This window comes from Qipengyuania zhejiangensis (genome assembly GCF_035607565.1).
GTDB classification, from domain to species: Bacteria; Pseudomonadota; Alphaproteobacteria; order Sphingomonadales; family Sphingomonadaceae; genus Qipengyuania; species Qipengyuania zhejiangensis.
The window spans coordinates 898,633-913,988 of record NZ_JAYKGO010000001.1 but is presented as its reverse complement, the minus strand read 5'-3'; the positions used below and the strand labels follow the sequence as shown (position 1 = coordinate 913,988).

The window sequence follows — 15,356 nt, the reverse complement described above, 5'->3', positions numbered from 1 at the left end:
CCCCGAAAAACCTGGCGCTGCCCTACCCTGCGATCACGCCGGAAGCGAGGAAGAATACGACAGGGGGATCAGGGCGACAGTGCGGCCTCGAACGCTTGCAGCGCGGCAAGCGTGAAGTCCTGCATATTGGCCAGCCGGTCGTCACTGCCCGTTTCGGTCATGTGCACGCGCTCCAGACCGTCCGGCCCCACCACCGCTGTGCAACTGCGCCCCGCAGGCGCGCCGCTGGGATGGGTCGACCCGCCGACCGATCCGCTTTCGGCTATGCCCCATTCGGCGTGGAAATTGTCCCGGATCGCCCGTGCCTGGAGCAGTGCATAGTCGGCGCTTGCTCCACGCATTCCCCGGTATGCCTCGTGCGGCAGATCGAACAACACGTCGCGGGCCCGCAGCGAATAGACCACCCCCCCACCTACGAAGAAGTCCAGCGCACCTGGCACGGTGAGCAGCGAAGCAGCGATCAAACCGCCGGTCGCGCCATCGGCAACAGCCACCTTTTCACCGCGGTCACGAAGCCGTTCGGCGATGCGGAGCGCGTAGGGGTGAAATGGTGCGAGGGTCATATGGCTTGCCTGGAATTACGTGCGAGATTGGTTCTGATCGCGCCGATTTTCTTCTCGGTCAAATTGTCCGACCGATCATTGCGCACCATACGTATCGCCCTGTCACCGTGGTGGTCCGCGGCATGGATCGCTGGGTTCGAAACCCGGCCACAGCGAAAGGAGAATTGGGCATCACCCGGCTTCTCTCACGATTTCGGCCCAGGCAGCCTCGTCGATCACCTCTATGCCCATCTCCGCGGCCTTCTTGAGTTTGCTACCCGCGCCGGGGCCGGCAACCACCAGATCGGTCTTCGTGCTGACCGAACCGCTGGCCTTCGCACCCAGACGTTCGGCCTGCGCCTTGGCTTCGTCGCGACTCATGGTTTCCAGCTTGCCGGTGAACACCACGATCTTGCCCGCGACCGGGCTGTCGAGCGTTTCGATTTCGTATCGTGGCGGGTGGATCTGGCCCAGAAGATCGTCCCACACCGCCGTGTTATGATCTTCATGAAAGAAGTCACCCAGCGCCTCCACCACGGCCGACCCGATACCGTCGATTGCCGTCAGCGATGCGGCGGCATCCTCGTCTCGGTCACGGGCACGTTCCGCCGTTTTGCGAAGCGCGGGAAGTTCGTGGAAATGCTTCATCAGATCGCGCGCCGTCACCGCGCCGACATGGCGAATGCCGAGGCCGAAGAGCAGTCGCGCAGCATCGGGTTCGCGGCGCGCCTCGATACTTTCCAACAGCTTTTCCACAGAGCGGTCCTGCCATCCATCGAGCGCGAGAATGGCGTCGCGGCGGTCCTTCAGACGGAAGATGTCAGCCGGGCTTTCAAGCCAGCCAAGAGCGAAGAACTGGTCGATGGTTTTTTCACCCAGGCCATCGATGTCCAGCGCCCCGCGGCTGACAAAATGCTTAAGTCTTTCCGTACGTTGCGCCGGACAGATGAGACCGCCGGTGCAACGCACATCGACCTCGCCATCCTCGGCCACCGCTTCGCTGCCGCACTCAGGGCAGGTGGCGGGAAAAATGTAGGGCTCGCGCTCGATCTCGCGCGTAAGGTTATCCACAACCTGTGGAATAACATCGCCCGCACGCTGGATGACGACGCGGTCGCCCGGCCGGACGCCCAGGCGCGCGATTTCATCGCGGTTGTGAAGCGTCACATTGGTCACGGTCACACCGCCGACCAGCACCGGGGCGAGCCGGCCCACGGGCGTCAGCTTGCCCGTGCGGCCAACCTGGATGTCGATGCTTTCCAGGGTCGTTTCAGCGCGCTCAGCCGGAAACTTGTGCGCCAGCGCCCAGCGCGGTGCCTTGGCGACGAAGCCCAGCCTTTGCTGGTAGTCGAGCCGATCCACCTTGTAGACGACACCGTCGATTTCATACGGCAGGTCCGCCCGGGCCTTCCCGATCGCTTCATACCGGGCCAGCAGCCCTTCCAGACTGTCGACGCGCGCAAAAAGCGGCGATACCGGGAAGCCCCATTGGCGCAGAGCCTCCATCACCGCGTTCTGCGTTTCACCGGGCATCCGGGATGCCGCACCCCACCCATGCGCCCAGAACCGCAACGGCCGCTTCGCGGTTACGCTGGCGTCCTTCTGCCGCAACGAACCCGCAGCGGCATTCCGGGGGTTCGCGAACAGTTTCCCGTCCGCTTCCTGTTGTGCAGCATTGAGCGCAGCAAAGGCCTGTTTTTCCATGTATACTTCGCCGCGCACCTCGAATACCTCGGGCGGGTCGATGGCGGCCAATTGCTGCGGTATATCGGCGATATGCTGCACGTTCGGGGTGACATCCTCGCCCACTTGTCCATCGCCCCGCGTGGCGGCGCGCACCAGCGTGCCGTTTTCGTATCGCAGCGAACAGGACAGGCCGTCGATCTTGTCTTCGGCGGTAAACCCGATCGGTGCGCTATCGTCCAGCGCGAGAAACCGCCGCACCCGGGCGACCCATTCGATCACGTCCTCGCTGGAAAAGGCGTTGTCGAGGCTCATCATACGGACCTCGTGCCGCACCTTGCTCAGCGGCGAAGCGGCGATGGCATGGCCCACCTTGCGCGAGGGCGAGTCTTCTCGGACCAGATGGGGGAAAGCCGCTTCGAGCGCGGCGTTGCGGCGGACCAGCGCATCGTATTCCGGATCGGTAATCTCGGGCGAATCTTCGGCATGATACAGCCGGTCGTGATGCGCGATCTGTTTCGCCAGCCGCATCAGTTCGTTGGCGGCTTCGGCTTCTGACAGGTCCAGAGGAGCGTTCGGTTCGATTCCCATCCCCGCGCTATGCCCCAGCGTAGCCAGCGGGAAAAGTGCTGGTGGCGCGCGGTTCGCCGATCGCGAACGAACAGCACCGGGGCCGGCGAAGGCTACACCCCTTCGAGCAACCGGTCCGCCTGCGCCCGCGCCTCCGGTGTGACTTCCGCGCCGCTCAACATGCGGGCGATTTCTTCCTGCCGACCGCCTTCGTCCAGCAGCACCACGCCGGTGCGCGTGACCGTGCCTTCGGAAGATTTGGCAATCATGTAATGCGTGTTGCCGCGCGCCGCGACCTGCGGGCTATGCGTGACCGCCAGCAATTGTCCGTCGCTCGCCAGTCTAGCCAGGCGTTCGCCGATTGCGCTGGCCACCGCGCCGCCGACGCCCCGGTCGATTTCGTCGAAAATGACCGTGGCTGCCCCGCCCTGTTCCGCCAGCGCTACCTTCAGCGCGAGGATGAAGCGCGACAATTCGCCGCCACTGGCAATCTTGGCGAGTGGAGCAAAATCGGCACCGGGGTTCGTGGCGATAAGGAATTCGACGCTGTCCATCCCATGCGCGCCCCAGCGTTCTTCGGGCAGCTCAGTCACCGCCGTACGGAAACGCGCGGCATCGAGCTTCAACGGGCCGAGTTCCCGTGCAACGGCTTCGTCGAGCCGCAACGCCGCGGCAACCCGGTTCGCGTGGAGCGCCTCGGCCTCCGCACGGTACCGTTGGCCGGTATCGCGGGCCGCGGCCTCGAGCGCATCGAGTTCCGCCTCCCCGCCTTCGATGCTTTCGAGCGCGGCGCGCATTTCGCGCATGGTGTCGGGAAGCTCATCGACTTCGCAGCGGTGCTTGCGGGCAAGTGCGCGCAGTTCGAACAGGCGCGTTTCCGCCGCATCGAGCGCCTGCGGATCGTGCACCAGTGCTTCTGCGGCGGCCTGCAACTTGTCCTCTGCTTCACCGGCTTCGATCACCGCGCGATCGAGCGCGGCGAGCGCTTCGGCAAGCAGCGGGTGTTCAGGAGCAATACGGTCAAGCCGACGCGCGGCAACCCGCAGGCTGGCGAGCGGCGAATCGGACCCTTCCCAGATGTGGCGGAGATCCTCCAGATCGCCGGAGATCTTCTCGCCCTTCTGCATCATGGCACGGGTTTCGGCGAGGCGCGCTTCTTCGCCCGCCTGCGGTTCGAGCGCCGTCAATTCGGCAAGGTGGGCCAGCAGCAGGTCCTGATCGAGCTTTGCCTGGTCCAACGCGCCGCGCGCCTGTGCCAGCCGTTGCTCCGTCTCGCGCCATTTGCCGTATGCATCGGCAACGCGCGCGCCTTCCGCCCCGGCGAACCGGTCGAGCAGAGTGCGGTGACCGCGCGGGTTCACCAAACCGCGATCGTCGTGCTGACCATGCAATTCCACGAGGAAACCGGCCATTTCGCGCAGCAACCCGACGCTGACGGGCTGATCGTTTACGAAAGCCTTGCTCTTGCCATCGGGTTTCAACTGGCGGCGCAGAATCAGCGGCTCGCCCTCCTCCACTTCGATGTCCGCATCGTCGAGAACCGCTTCGAGCGCCGGCGGCAGGACGGCGAATTCGAAGCTGGCGGTCACGCTGGCCTTTTCTGCACCCCCGCGCACCAATCCGCTGTCGGCGCGGTTGCCAAGCACGAGGCCGAGTGCATCGAGAAGGATCGATTTGCCGGCCCCGGTTTCGCCGGTCAACACGCCAAGCCCGCGCCCGAAATCAAGCTCGAGCGCCTCGATCAACACGATGTTGCGGATGGCCAGCCGGGTTAGCATCGCGCGCATACCTAGCGCAGCCGATGGCGCGCGTCACTGTTCCCGTTCTGATCGGGTGTGCATTACTTGGCGAGCGAAGGCGACCCGTCCACCCTACGTGCATGGGTCCAACGCCACGCCTGGTGCGGATCGGCCTGAGCGGGGCCTCGCGGCCATTCGACTAGGGCCACGTCGTCAATCTCGATTGTGCGTTCACCGGCCTGCGATGGATCGTCGAACGCTATGCGCAGGATCAGGCGATAGGCGCGCGCGGCGCCGGTGCTTTCTGCGGGCCGCTCGAACGGAATGGAGATGTCCTGCCACGATCCCCCGGCCAGCCTGTGCGAGGCAACCACTTCTCCGCGTATCGAGGAGGTCGGCTCGGCCCCGTCGGCGGGGCGATCCTTGACGATGACCTCCAGCGTGCTGCCGCGCGGGACGCGGATGCGCGCCTTCAGCGTGAAGTGGGCCGCCTCCACATCGCGGATGTAGGATCGCGAATAGAGGTAGGCAGCCTTGCCCCCGCTTTCAGGCAATAGCGCCATGTAGCCTTCGCCATCGTCGCTCGAACGGAAATCGACCGACGCGTTGAGCGCCATCCAGAACCGGTCGCTCGCCTCGTGGACCCTGGTGTTCTCAAAGTCGCCGCGCGGAATGAGGTTGCGGCCGTACTGGATGGACTCGCTGGTGCAGGCCGGAGCCAGTTCGGCAAGACGAAAGTCCGACGGTGTTCTGCAGCCGGGCGACTGGGCGCCTTTCTGGTCGCGCCAGACCACGGCGTGCCCGCCGCTTCGCACCAGCATCGTGCCCATCTCGCTCGACAACCAGTTTATCCGCCGCAGCGACGCTTCGCGCATCCCCCCTGTCGCCGGAACCGGACGATAATCGAGCATCTGGATCGGTATCACCTCGGCGCGGAGGAACTTGCCCTTTTCGAGCCAGACCTTGAGCACATACGTCACGTGCGTGTGTGGGTGTTCCTGATCGAACAGGAAGTTGCCAAGTGAATGAGCAATCAATCCGCCGCGGTAGATTTCCAGCCCGTGGGTCACGTGCGGGTGGTGACCGATGACCAGCGGCGCGCCCTTTTCGATTGCCGCGCGAAACCGCGGAATCGACATTTCGGATGGCCGATCGGCGTATTCCATGTTGCCGTGGAAATGCATGATCGGAAGATACCCTGCCCGCCTTTCGCGCATGGTCACGCGTTCGACATCGCTTCGCTTGCCCCACGCCGCACCGGCCTTGCTTTCGGTCGCCGTTTGGTTGGGCGTCCATGTGCCGCGCCAGCCCACAAACCCGAATATGCCGATCTTCTGTCCCGACAGGTCGAACCGCGCGGCGCGTTCCGCTTCTGCCACGTCCATTCCACCTCCAGCATAGGCAACCCCTGCCGCGTTCAACGCATCCAGCGTGGTTCGCATACCGGCGTCGCGATAATCGGCGGTGTGGTTGTTGCCGAGGCTGACATGGTCGATGCCAGCCCGGGCCAGCGCCTGAGGCAATTCCGGAGGCGAAAAGAACAGGTATTTCTTGGGCGCGGGCGGTCCCGGCTGGGTTTCTGCAACCACCGATTCAAGATTGATCGAAGCAAGGTCGCTGGTTTCGATATAAGGCTTTATCGCGGTGAACAGCCGGTCGAGATCGCTCTCCAGCGTGACCTTGTCGAGAACCGCCTGTTCGCCGCGCGGCGCGGAAAAATACCGCCGCCCGGCCATGCTGTCCCCGCCGAAGAACAACTCGACGCGGCCCTTTTTGCGCGCGACCAGTTCAATCGCGGGAATCGAAAGGCATCCGCATCCCGCGTCTCGAAGTTCGGAATTACCGAACGTCTGCACCATGGCGAAGACGCCCTCCCCCGCGATATCGACGCGGTAATAGTGCGCAACGGGCATCGAGACGGAAAAATGGCCGCTGCCGTCAACGGGCGCGGCCTGGCCGTTGATGGCCACCGTCACGCGGGTGAAATCCACTTTGTCTCGGCGGCCGTCGAGCAAGCCGGAAATCAGGACCTCGCCCGGCCCGGCGTGCGCGCCGCCGACGAGCGCATCGTCAGGATGCGCCCCTACCGGCGCAGCGAGAAGCATCAAGGTGCCCGCGACAATGCGCTGGAATGTTTTGCCGACCATGGCGCCCGCCTTACCGGTGCGACCCGAAAATAGAGTTAATACCGGACTACTGGCGCGCTTCGGCCCGCGAATACTGTTTTCGGGACATGCAATATAAGCCGGAAAGCCCACGTAAACGGTCGGTTATCCTTTTTTTGTTACGTAAAGCGCGTGACGGTTCTTAGCGTGATCCAAGGCTTTCTGCTCCCCAAGGTCCCTGCCCATGTGCGGGACGATTTCGCACGTCTGACGGCCCGCCATATGCGCGGACAGGCGACGCTCATGTTTACGGGTTTCATTGCCAGCCTTCCGTTCGTGATACTTTCCGCGCCAGCCGGGGCGGGCAAATTCGTTACCTACGGCCTACCCGCAGCCGTGCTCGCCTTGTGTGTGTTCGGTCTGATATTTCTTCGCGAACATATCGACCAGGATACCCCTCTCAACGAGGTCCAAAGGCTCGTCGCGCATGGCTGGAAGGTCAGCACGTTTATTGCGGCCCTCGGAAGTCTCTGGTGCCTGACAGCCTGGTTTTCTGCACCGCCGGAGCAGAAGATATATTTCCCCGCCACATTGGCGTTGGGCGCGCTCACCATGGGATATTGCCTCAGTGCGATCCGCGCCGCGGCCATCGGCACGCTGGCCGTGACCATTTTGCCGATTTCGCTGACCCTGCTTCTGGCCGGAAACCGCATGGACATGCTTCTGGCCCCGATGCTGCTGATCGCCATGTCGTTCCAGCTCGTCATGCTGGGCCGCCAGCAGAAACTGCTGATAGAACTGGTCGTGGAGCGGCAGCGGTCGCGCGAACTGGCGCGGACCGATCCCTTGACGGGCATTCCCAACCGTCGCGCGCTGATGGAAGATTTCGCTAACTTCGCGAAGGCGGGCGAGACGGTGCGCCTGATGGTTGTCGACATAGACCGGTTCAAATCGATCAACGACCGCTTCGGCCACGATGTCGGGGACACGATCCTGCAGGCTTTCTCAACCATCCTTGCCCGGCACGCGCGCGGTTCGATCGTGCTTGCGCGCCTGGGGGGCGAGGAGTTCGCCATCCTCGGCTCGTGTACCGTTCTCGACCCGGCCATTGCGCTGCAGGTGCTGGGAGAAATTCGCAACGCGATGATGCCGCACGACGAACAGGTAACCGCCAGCATCGGCGTGGCGCAGGCCCATGTCACGAGCGAAGCGGACTGGAACGGACTGTATTCACGCGCAGACCGCGCGCTCTATGCCGCCAAACGCGACGGCCGCAACCGGGTCGCGAGCGGCGATGATCTGGGACCAGCGGGCACTACCGCCGTCCGAGAGGATCGACGGGTCGGCTGACCGGCGCTGGTATGCTTAGCTGGCGGTCGTGCCGGCGGCGTGCTTCTCCACCAGGTCGTATGCCTTGTCGTACCATTTGCTGCCGGGATAGTTGGCGCCCAGGACCGCAGTGTATTTAACCGCTTCGGCCGGGACACCCAGCGCCAGGCTGGTTTCGGTAAGGCGATACAGCGCTTCGGCCGCATGGCTGGTGGTCTGAAAATTTTCCACCACGTTCTGGAAACGGATCTGCGCCGCAATCCAGCGACCAGACCGTTCGTAATAACGGCCGATTTCCATTTCCTTGCCAGCCAGGTGATCCTGCACGAGATCGATCTTCAAACGTGCATCGGATGCGTATTGCGTGGTCGGGAAACGGCGATTCACTTCGTTCAGCGCGGTAAGCGCCTGTTCGGTGATCTTCTGGTCACGCTGCACATCGCTGATCTGCTCGTAATAGCTGAGCGCGATCAGGTAATAGGCGTATGGCGCGTCCTTGTTGCCCGGATGGATCGACAGGAAACGCTGGGAAGACTGGATCGCCTTGTTGTAATCGGCAGCCACGTAATAGCTGAAGGCGCTCATCAACTGGGCGCGGCGGGCCCAAGGCGAATAGGGGTGCTGCCGCTCAACTTCGTCGAACAGGGCCGCGGCCATGACCGGGGAGCCCCGATCGAGCCGCCGCTTCGCTTCGGCGTAAAGCGATTCCACATCGCGGGCGACATAGGCGGTGTTCTTGAGATCGTCTCCGCCCGAACGGCCCGCACAACCGGCGGTGAGAAGACTGGCACCGGCTACAGCCGCGGCGAGGAAGAGCTTGCTCTTGGAGTGCGAAGACGTGGTCATGGGCGCAGCCTATAGACAGCGCCCCGATGAACGCCAAGTGAAGTTCGACATCCTGTCCCCCGTGCGTGCCGCATGGCTGGCCGTTTCGTCCATGCCCCCTGCCCGTTAACCATTGCCGTCAATCGGGCGCTAACCGCGGCACGATAGCCCTGCTTATCCATACGCCAAGGAACAGGACGGCAGTTGCATGACTTTTCTGACCCAACTTGCGAAGGACCAGCGCGGTGCGACGGCCATCGAGTACGGGCTTATCGTGGCCCTGATCGCCGTGGCAGCAATCACTGCGCTGCAGGCTCTCGGTAACGAGCTTTCGACCACGATGAACAAGGTCGGGACCACGATGAGCGCGGGCAACGTCGCCGCCTGATCGGGCCTCCGACCTGTTCGGTGATCATTGCACGGCGGGCCAGTCCGCTTCGGGTTCGCCGCGCGTCTTCCATAGCGAATAGAGCACCCCGCCCGCGATCAGCGCGGCGGTAACGCCCAGGCTGATCCAGGCTGGCATCTTGCCTCCTGCCAGCAGAAAATCGCTCACGAAAATCTTCGATCCGATAAACACCAGCACCGCGGCGAGCGCGTATTTGAGGTAATGGAAGCGGTGAACCATGGCCGCCAGCGCGAAATACAGCGCCCGAAGCCCAAGGATCGCAAAGATGTTCGACGTGTAGACGATGAACGTATCGGTCGTGATGGCGAAGATGGCCGGCACGCTGTCCAGCGCGAACACCAGGTCGGCAAGGTTGATCACCACCAGCGCGAGGAACAGGGGCGTGGCAGCGCGGACCATACGGCCCGTCTTTTCATCCTTCACCTTGACGAAGAAATGCTGCCCGTGCTGATCGGTCGTCACGCGCATGTGACGTGAAATCCATCGCACGACCGGATTGTTGCCGACATCCATCGGCGCATCGCCGGCGAAGAACATCTTGATGCCCGTCACGATCAGGAACGCGGCAAAGATGTAGAGTACCCAGTACGCCTCGGCCAGCAAGGCCGCGCCGCCCGCGATCATCAGTCCGCGCAGCACGATCACCGCCATGATGCCCCACAACAGCGCCCGGTACTGGAATTTCGCCGGGATCGCGAAATAGCTGAAGATCAGGCTGATCACGAAGACATTGTCGATCGACAGCGCCTTTTCGATGAAGAAGCCGGTGTAATACTGCATCCCCGCGTCAGGGCCGCGTTCAAACCATACCCAGGCGCCGAACAGCATGGCGACGCCGATGTAGAACGCCGAAAGTTTCAGGCTTTCGGCAATCCCCATCTCGCGATCTTCCTTGTGCAGCACACCAAGATCGAAAATCGTAAGGATAACGACGATCGAGAGAAACGCTGCCCAGAACCACGCAGGCGTGCCGAGCCAGTCGGCAGTCAGAAATTCAATCATGTGAGAGAGCTTTCAACAGGTGCTGCATCCCGCAGCGAAGTCTTGATAAGGATGAAACCGACAAGAGCGGCGACGGTGGACCCGGCCAGGACACCCAGCTTCACCGCATCGACCTGCGCCGCATCGGCAAAGGCCAGGTTTCCGATGAAGAGGCTCATGGTGAAGCCGATCGCCGCCAGCAGCGAAAGTCCGTGGAGCATCCGCCAGCTGACGTCTTCGGGAAGCTGCGCCAGACCCGATTTCACCGCCACGAACGCAAACCCGAAAATACCCGCCTGTTTGCCCAGCAACAGACCCAGCGCGATCCCCATAGGCAGGGGGTCGAGCAAGGCGGACGGCTCGATACCGGCAAGGGAAACGCCCGCGTTCGCAAAACCGAAGATCGGGATCACCAGGAAAGCGACCCACGGGTGCAGCGCGTGCTCCATACGCTCAAGCGGGCGCGCGCCCCCTCGCGCCTGCATGGGCACACAGATCGCCGCCGCAACGCCTGCCAGCGTCGCATGGACGCCGGACTTGAGCACGAAAACCCACAACAGGATCGAAAGAAGGATATAAGGGATGCTCGATGCCACACGCATCCGGCCAATCGCCGCCAGCGCCAGCAGCGCCGCGGCGCCAGCGCCCAGCATTCCGGTGTCGATATTGCCCGAATAGAAGAGTGCGATAATCGCGATGGCACCGATATCGTCGATCACCGCGATCGCCAGTAGCAACGCCTTCAAAGCGACCGGCACCCGAGGGCCGAGCAGCGCCAGAATGCCCAGGGCAAACGCGATGTCGGTCGCCGCAGGAATCGCCCATCCAGCCTGGTTCATCGGGGAACCAGCGTTGATGCCCAAATAGATAAGCGCGGGGATCGCCATCCCGCCAATTGCCGCCACTAGGGGCAAGGAAGCCTTGTCCCAGCTCGACAACTGGCCATCGAGGACTTCGCGTTTCACCTCGAGGCCGACAAGGAAGAAGAACACCGCCATCAGACCGTCGTTGATCCAAAGCAGCAGGGGCTTGTCGATCACGAACGATCCGACCCCCGCCACGACGGGAACGTCCAGCCAGGCGCCGTAGGCCGAAGAATACGGACTGTTCGCAACCACCATCGCCAACGCGGCGGCGACGATCAGGACGATCCCGCCTGCGCTTTCTTTCTGAAGGAAATCGCGCAGCATCGGGGCGATGGTCCGGACCATTTGAAATCTCGCAATTCTGGAAGGCAAAGGTGGTCGCGGCGGTGCCGAGATGGGGGCTACGGACCGCCGCGACCTGGGGGGTGCGTGTCAGGCGGTCCGGCCGCGTTCCTGCAACCGGTGCAACGCATCCTTGACGCGCAGCTTCATCTTCTTGAGCTGCACAACCGCGAGCCAGTCGGGTTGCCTGAGCCGGCTTTCAAGGCGCAGCCGTTCGTCGATCCGTTGATGGATCTGGGTCAGTCTGAAAATACGGGCCGTCATCGTAGTCTCCATGATCGAGGCTAGAGTCGATCGGACAGCCGATGGGCCGGAAGGCTGGGTTGGGAGGGGAAGGAAGGGGCCCACCAGCACGCATCGGCATGTCCGATGCGGTCCGACATCACGAGCGTTTTAAAAAACGCGCGCCAGAGGGGCCCGGTCCGCATGAGTTAAATACGACAGGATCGATCCGGTTTCAAGCTTTCGAGAATATTTTTTGCAGATCAGGCGATCGCTTCTGGCGCATCCCACAGCAGATGGCGCGTATCCAGCGGAACGAGGTTCGCGCTGCGGATGATTTCGCCCCGCGTCCGGTAACCCAGCAATTGCTCGGCCGCGGTGTCCGGATTGTTGGTGAGAACCCGGATTTCCTCCGACGTGAAATCGCTCAATCCGCGTGCGCGTTCGATACCTTTCCCGTCGTAGATATGCAGCACGTCGCCGCGGGTAAAATCGCCATCCATGGAAATCACGTCTTCGCGCCGCACGGAACGTGCACCCCCGTCCAGTGCATCGGCCACCGCATTGGAAACGCAAAGGCTCCCAGCCATCTGCAACCGGTTGGTAATCCAGCTATCCCACCCCGATCGCGGGTTGGGGTTGGCAATAATCCGCGTCGCGCGCCGTTCACCCGAGAGAACGCTGGACAGCGGCCGGTCGGCTTCGCCCTGCGCAATCCAGGTCGTGCACCCAGCTTCCTGTGCCATGTTTGCAGCCTGAAGCTTGGTGGCCATGCCGCCGGTGCCCAGAGTGCTCTTGCCCTGCGTTGCGGCCATATATTCGGATACGTCATCCACTTCCGGCACGAACCGGGCGTCCGGATCGTCAGGATTGCGGTCGTACAGACCATCGACACCCGTAAGGATGATCAGATCCTTGGCGCCGATCATCTGTGCGACCTTCGCCGCGAGACGATCGTTGTCGCCCACGCGTATCTCCTCGGTCGTGATGGAATCGTTTTCGTTTATGATCGGGATGACACCGGCTTCCAGCAGACGATGAACCGTGTTCCGCGTGTTGAGGAACCGCCGATGGTCCTCGAAATCGTCAAGCGTCAGCAGGACCTGGGCGATTTCGAGCCCGAATTCGTGGCCGACCTGCTTGTAGGCGTTGAGGAGCAAGGGCATCCCGCAGGCTGCGGCGGCCTGCTTGTCACTGACGCCGGCCGTCTCGGGCGTCTCGCCCACGATGCGCAGGCCAAGGGCCACCGAACCGGACGAACACAGGATCACGTCGTGCCCTTCGGCGCGCAAGCGCGTGACATCTTCCATCAGGCGCTGCAAAAAGCCGAACCGGGGGGTCAGGAGGTCCTGGTTGGCGAGCAACGCAGAGCCGATTTTGATAACAATGTTTCGCTTGTCGATCACTTTTAACTATCCGCATGGGTTGAAATTCGTGCTCCGGAGTGTAGGTAATCATTGTGCACTGCACAACAGCTAGCGGATGAATTTTTTCCGGCTTAGGTATGCACAAAATTAAATTCGGAACTGGCGCTAGCCATCGCAATATTCAAAAACTCTTACCGGTTTAGGAATATCTTCGAAATAATGACGAGGTAAAACATTACGTATTCTAAAGTCTTGATGATCGGTTGTGGCAAGATGGGCGGCGCTCTTCTTGGCCATTGGATGGATGGTGAAGAACAGTTCACCATTGTCGATCCTGCATTGGAGACGGCGCCCTCCGGTGCGCGCCTCGTGCGCGAACGTGCGGACCTTGCAGACGAAAGGTTTGACATCATCATCGTGGCGATCAAGCCGCAGATGATCGATGACATTCTGCCTGACTACGCCGCGATGCTGGCCGCGGGTGGCTACGTCCTCTCGATTGCAGCGGGCTGTTCCATCGATCGCCTTTCGCGCCTTGCAGGCGGTGTGCCCGTGATCCGCGTTATGCCCAACCTTCCCGCAGCGGTCGGCAAGGGCGTCAGCGGGGTTTGCGCCGGACCCGGCGCGGACGGACCCCCGCTTGCCCACGCCGTCGCCATGATGGGCCGCACCGGAACCTGCGTCACGGTGGAAACGGAAGACCAGATCGACAAGGTTACAGCGGTGGCCGGATCCGGGCCCGGATACGTGTTTGAACTCGCCCGCGCCTATGTCGAAGCTGCCGAGGGCATGGGCTTTTCTCCCGACGATGCGCGCGCCATAGTGCTCGGCACCCTCGAAGGCGCAATCGCGATGGCGCTCGAACCGGACGCGCCGGCGCTTGAGGAATTGCGCAACTCGGTAACCAGCAAGGGCGGCACCACGGCCGCCGGCCTCGCCGCGCTTAACGGCGACGGTGCGCTTTCACAGCGGCTTCGCGAAACGCTCGAAGCCGCGTACAATCGGGCGGTCGAGCTGCGGTGATCGCGCTTCCTGCCTGCAACCATACGAATTCAAGAGAAACACATGACCGACCAGACACTCGACCCGCAGATTCACGTTCACGAACTTGGCAAGCGCGCCCGCGAAGCGGCGCGCGGGCTGGCCACGGCCGGAACCGATGCGAAGAACACCGCCCTGCTCGAAGCGGCAAAGGCCCTGCGCGCGCGTTCGGCAGAACTGATCGAAGCCAACGATGCCGATGTCGCCAGCGTGGCAGGGAGCAAGCCCGAAAGCTTTATCGATCGCCTGCGCCTGACCGATGACCGCATCGAGGGCATGGCGAGCGCGCTCGAGGACATCGCTGCCCTGCCCGATCCCGTCGGGCGCGTACTGGCCACATTCGAACGGCCCAACGGCCTGAACATCGAACGGGTCGCCGTACCGATCGGTGTGATCGGCATGATTTACGAATCGCGCCCCAATGTGGGTGCCGATGCCAGCGCGCTGTGCCTGAAGTCGGGCAACGCCGTCATCCTGCGCGGCGGATCGGAAAGCCGGCACTCCACGCGTGTGATCGTGGAATGCATGCAGGCCGGGCTGGCCGCCGCCGGCCTGCCCCGCAACGCCGTGCAAACCATTCAGACACCCGATCGCGCTGCCGTTGCCGCGCTGCTCGAAGCGGTGGAACACGTCGACCTGGTCATTCCGCGCGGCGGACGCGGCCTGGTCGAACTGGTGCGCGACAAGGCGAAGGTCCCCACCCTCCTCCACCTCGACGGCAACTGCCACAGTTACGTCCACGAAAGCGCCGATATCGACAAGGCCGTAGCCATCATCCGCAACGCCAAACTGCGCCGCACAGGCGTGTGCGGTGCGACCGAAAGCGTGGTGATCGACCGTTCGATTGCGAACAGTGTCGTGCCGAAACTTGCGGACATCATGGCGGGCGATTGCGAATTGCGCGGCGATGCGGAAGCAGCCGCGATCGACGCGCGGATCGTTCCGGCAAGCGAGGAGGACTGGAATACCGAGTATCTCGATCCCATCGCCTCGGTGAAAATCGTCGCGGGCCTGGACGAAGCCATCGCCTGGGTCGACGAACACAGTTCGCACCACACCGATGCGATCATGGCCGAAGACGATGCGGCAGCCCGCCGCTTCATGACCAGCATCGACAGCGCCATCGTCATGCACAACGCCAGCACGCAGTTCGCCGATGGCGGCGAATTCGGCATGGGCGCAGAGATTGGGATCGCGACCGGCAAGATGCACGCTCGCGGCCCAGTCGGACTCGAACAACTGTGCAGTTTCAAATACATGGTACACGGCACCGGCCAGATCCGGCCCTGATCGGTTCTTGACCAAACCCTACCATTCGCGCACCTTCCCGCAGGT

The 15,356-nt window shown here is 62.7% G+C and carries 13 protein-coding genes; 4 read left to right on the top strand and 9 right to left on the bottom strand.

Annotated features, from left to right (window positions below; translation table 11 throughout):
- Positions 1-68: 68 nt before the first annotated feature.
- The 4 genes from VR863_RS04380 to VR863_RS04365 all read right to left on the bottom strand — a co-directional run bounded on the left by VR863_RS04380 (position 69) and on the right by VR863_RS04365 (position 6,681).
- Positions 69-563 (bottom strand): CinA family protein, encoded by a 495-nt coding sequence (locus VR863_RS04380; RefSeq protein ID WP_324827207.1) that lies wholly within the window; start codon positions 561-563, stop codon positions 69-71.
- A 171-nt stretch (positions 564-734) separates the two neighbouring features.
- Positions 735-2,816, bottom strand: coding sequence for an NAD-dependent DNA ligase LigA (gene ligA / locus VR863_RS04375; RefSeq protein WP_324827206.1), 2,082 nt, complete (start codon positions 2,814-2,816; stop codon positions 735-737).
- Positions 2,817-2,908: 92 nt separating this feature from the next.
- Positions 2,909-4,573, bottom strand: a complete 1,665-nt coding sequence (gene recN / locus VR863_RS04370) for a DNA repair protein RecN (protein WP_324827205.1) — start codon at positions 4,571-4,573, stop codon at positions 2,909-2,911.
- A gap of 62 nt (positions 4,574-4,635) precedes the next feature.
- Complete coding sequence (locus VR863_RS04365; RefSeq protein WP_324827204.1) at positions 4,636-6,681, bottom strand: CapA family protein; 2,046 nt, start codon at positions 6,679-6,681, stop codon at positions 4,636-4,638.
- A gap of 165 nt (positions 6,682-6,846) precedes the next feature.
- Here VR863_RS04365 and VR863_RS04360 point away from each other — a divergent pair, with 165 nt between their 5' ends.
- Positions 6,847-7,989, top strand: coding sequence for a GGDEF domain-containing protein (locus tag VR863_RS04360; protein ID WP_324827203.1), 1,143 nt, complete (start codon positions 6,847-6,849; stop codon positions 7,987-7,989).
- 15 nt (positions 7,990-8,004) lie between these two features.
- Here VR863_RS04360 and VR863_RS04355 read toward each other — a convergent pair whose 3' ends face one another.
- Complete coding sequence (locus VR863_RS04355) at positions 8,005-8,814, bottom strand: outer membrane protein assembly factor BamD (protein ID WP_324827202.1); 810 nt, start codon at positions 8,812-8,814, stop codon at positions 8,005-8,007.
- A gap of 187 nt (positions 8,815-9,001) precedes the next feature.
- Between VR863_RS04355 and VR863_RS04350 the strand changes: the two genes are divergently transcribed.
- On the top strand, positions 9,002-9,181 hold the full coding sequence (locus VR863_RS04350; protein WP_324827201.1) for a Flp family type IVb pilin: 180 nt from the start codon (positions 9,002-9,004) through the stop codon (positions 9,179-9,181).
- Positions 9,182-9,205: 24 nt separating this feature from the next.
- On the opposite strand, the gene VR863_RS04345 is transcribed toward VR863_RS04350, so the two are convergent.
- From VR863_RS04345 to proB, 4 genes are all read right to left on the bottom strand, one after another.
- Positions 9,206-10,201, bottom strand: a complete 996-nt coding sequence (locus VR863_RS04345; protein ID WP_324827570.1) for a TerC family protein — start codon at positions 10,199-10,201, stop codon at positions 9,206-9,208.
- Positions 10,201-11,394, bottom strand: coding sequence for a Na+/H+ antiporter NhaA (nhaA, locus tag VR863_RS04340; RefSeq protein ID WP_324827200.1), 1,194 nt, complete (start codon positions 11,392-11,394; stop codon positions 10,201-10,203). Before nhaA ends, VR863_RS04345 begins: the two co-directional genes overlap by 1 nt.
- Before the next feature lie 87 nt (positions 11,395-11,481).
- A complete protein-coding gene (locus tag VR863_RS04335; protein ID WP_324827199.1) occupies positions 11,482-11,655 on the bottom strand; it encodes a DUF465 domain-containing protein in 174 nt (57 codons plus the stop codon).
- 221 nt (positions 11,656-11,876) lie between these two features.
- Positions 11,877-13,019 (bottom strand): glutamate 5-kinase, encoded by a 1,143-nt coding sequence (gene proB / locus VR863_RS04330; RefSeq protein WP_324827198.1) that lies wholly within the window; start codon positions 13,017-13,019, stop codon positions 11,877-11,879.
- Between the two features lie 216 nt (positions 13,020-13,235).
- On the opposite strand from proB, the gene VR863_RS04325 reads away from it, so the two are divergent.
- Together VR863_RS04325 and VR863_RS04320 are read left to right on the top strand one after the other, a co-directional pair.
- Positions 13,236-14,003: a pyrroline-5-carboxylate reductase family protein gene (locus VR863_RS04325; RefSeq protein ID WP_324827197.1), complete on the top strand. Its 768-nt coding sequence runs from the start codon at positions 13,236-13,238 to the stop codon at positions 14,001-14,003.
- A 42-nt stretch (positions 14,004-14,045) separates the two neighbouring features.
- Positions 14,046-15,311 carry a glutamate-5-semialdehyde dehydrogenase gene (locus tag VR863_RS04320; protein WP_324827196.1) on the top strand — a complete coding sequence of 422 codons (1,266 nt, stop codon included), beginning with the start codon at positions 14,046-14,048 and terminating at the stop codon, positions 15,309-15,311.
- Positions 15,312-15,356: the final 45 nt, after the last annotated feature.

Bases quoted from the DNA above. Each gene is read 5' to 3' on its own strand.
- VR863_RS04335 (WP_324827199.1), bottom strand. From the start codon at position 11,655: ATGACGGCCCGTATTTTCAGACTGACCCAGATCCATCAACGGATCGAC.
- VR863_RS04355 (WP_324827202.1), bottom strand. From the start codon at position 8,814: ATGACCACGTCTTCGCACTCCAAGAGCAAGCTCTTCCTCGCCGCGGCT.
- VR863_RS04350 (WP_324827201.1), top strand. From the start codon at position 9,002: ATGACTTTTCTGACCCAACTTGCGAAGGACCAGCGCGGTGCGACGGCC.
- recN (WP_324827205.1), bottom strand. From the start codon at position 4,573: ATGCTAACCCGGCTGGCCATCCGCAACATCGTGTTGATCGAGGCGCTC.
- VR863_RS04320 (WP_324827196.1), top strand. From the start codon at position 14,046: ATGACCGACCAGACACTCGACCCGCAGATTCACGTTCACGAACTTGGC.
- ligA (WP_324827206.1), bottom strand. From the start codon at position 2,816: ATGGGAATCGAACCGAACGCTCCTCTGGACCTGTCAGAAGCCGAAGCC.
- VR863_RS04380 (WP_324827207.1), bottom strand. From the start codon at position 563: ATGACCCTCGCACCATTTCACCCCTACGCGCTCCGCATCGCCGAACGG.
- VR863_RS04365 (WP_324827204.1), bottom strand. From the start codon at position 6,681: ATGGTCGGCAAAACATTCCAGCGCATTGTCGCGGGCACCTTGATGCTT.
- VR863_RS04325 (WP_324827197.1), top strand. From the start codon at position 13,236: ATGATCGGTTGTGGCAAGATGGGCGGCGCTCTTCTTGGCCATTGGATG.
- nhaA (WP_324827200.1), bottom strand. From the start codon at position 11,394: ATGGTCCGGACCATCGCCCCGATGCTGCGCGATTTCCTTCAGAAAGAA.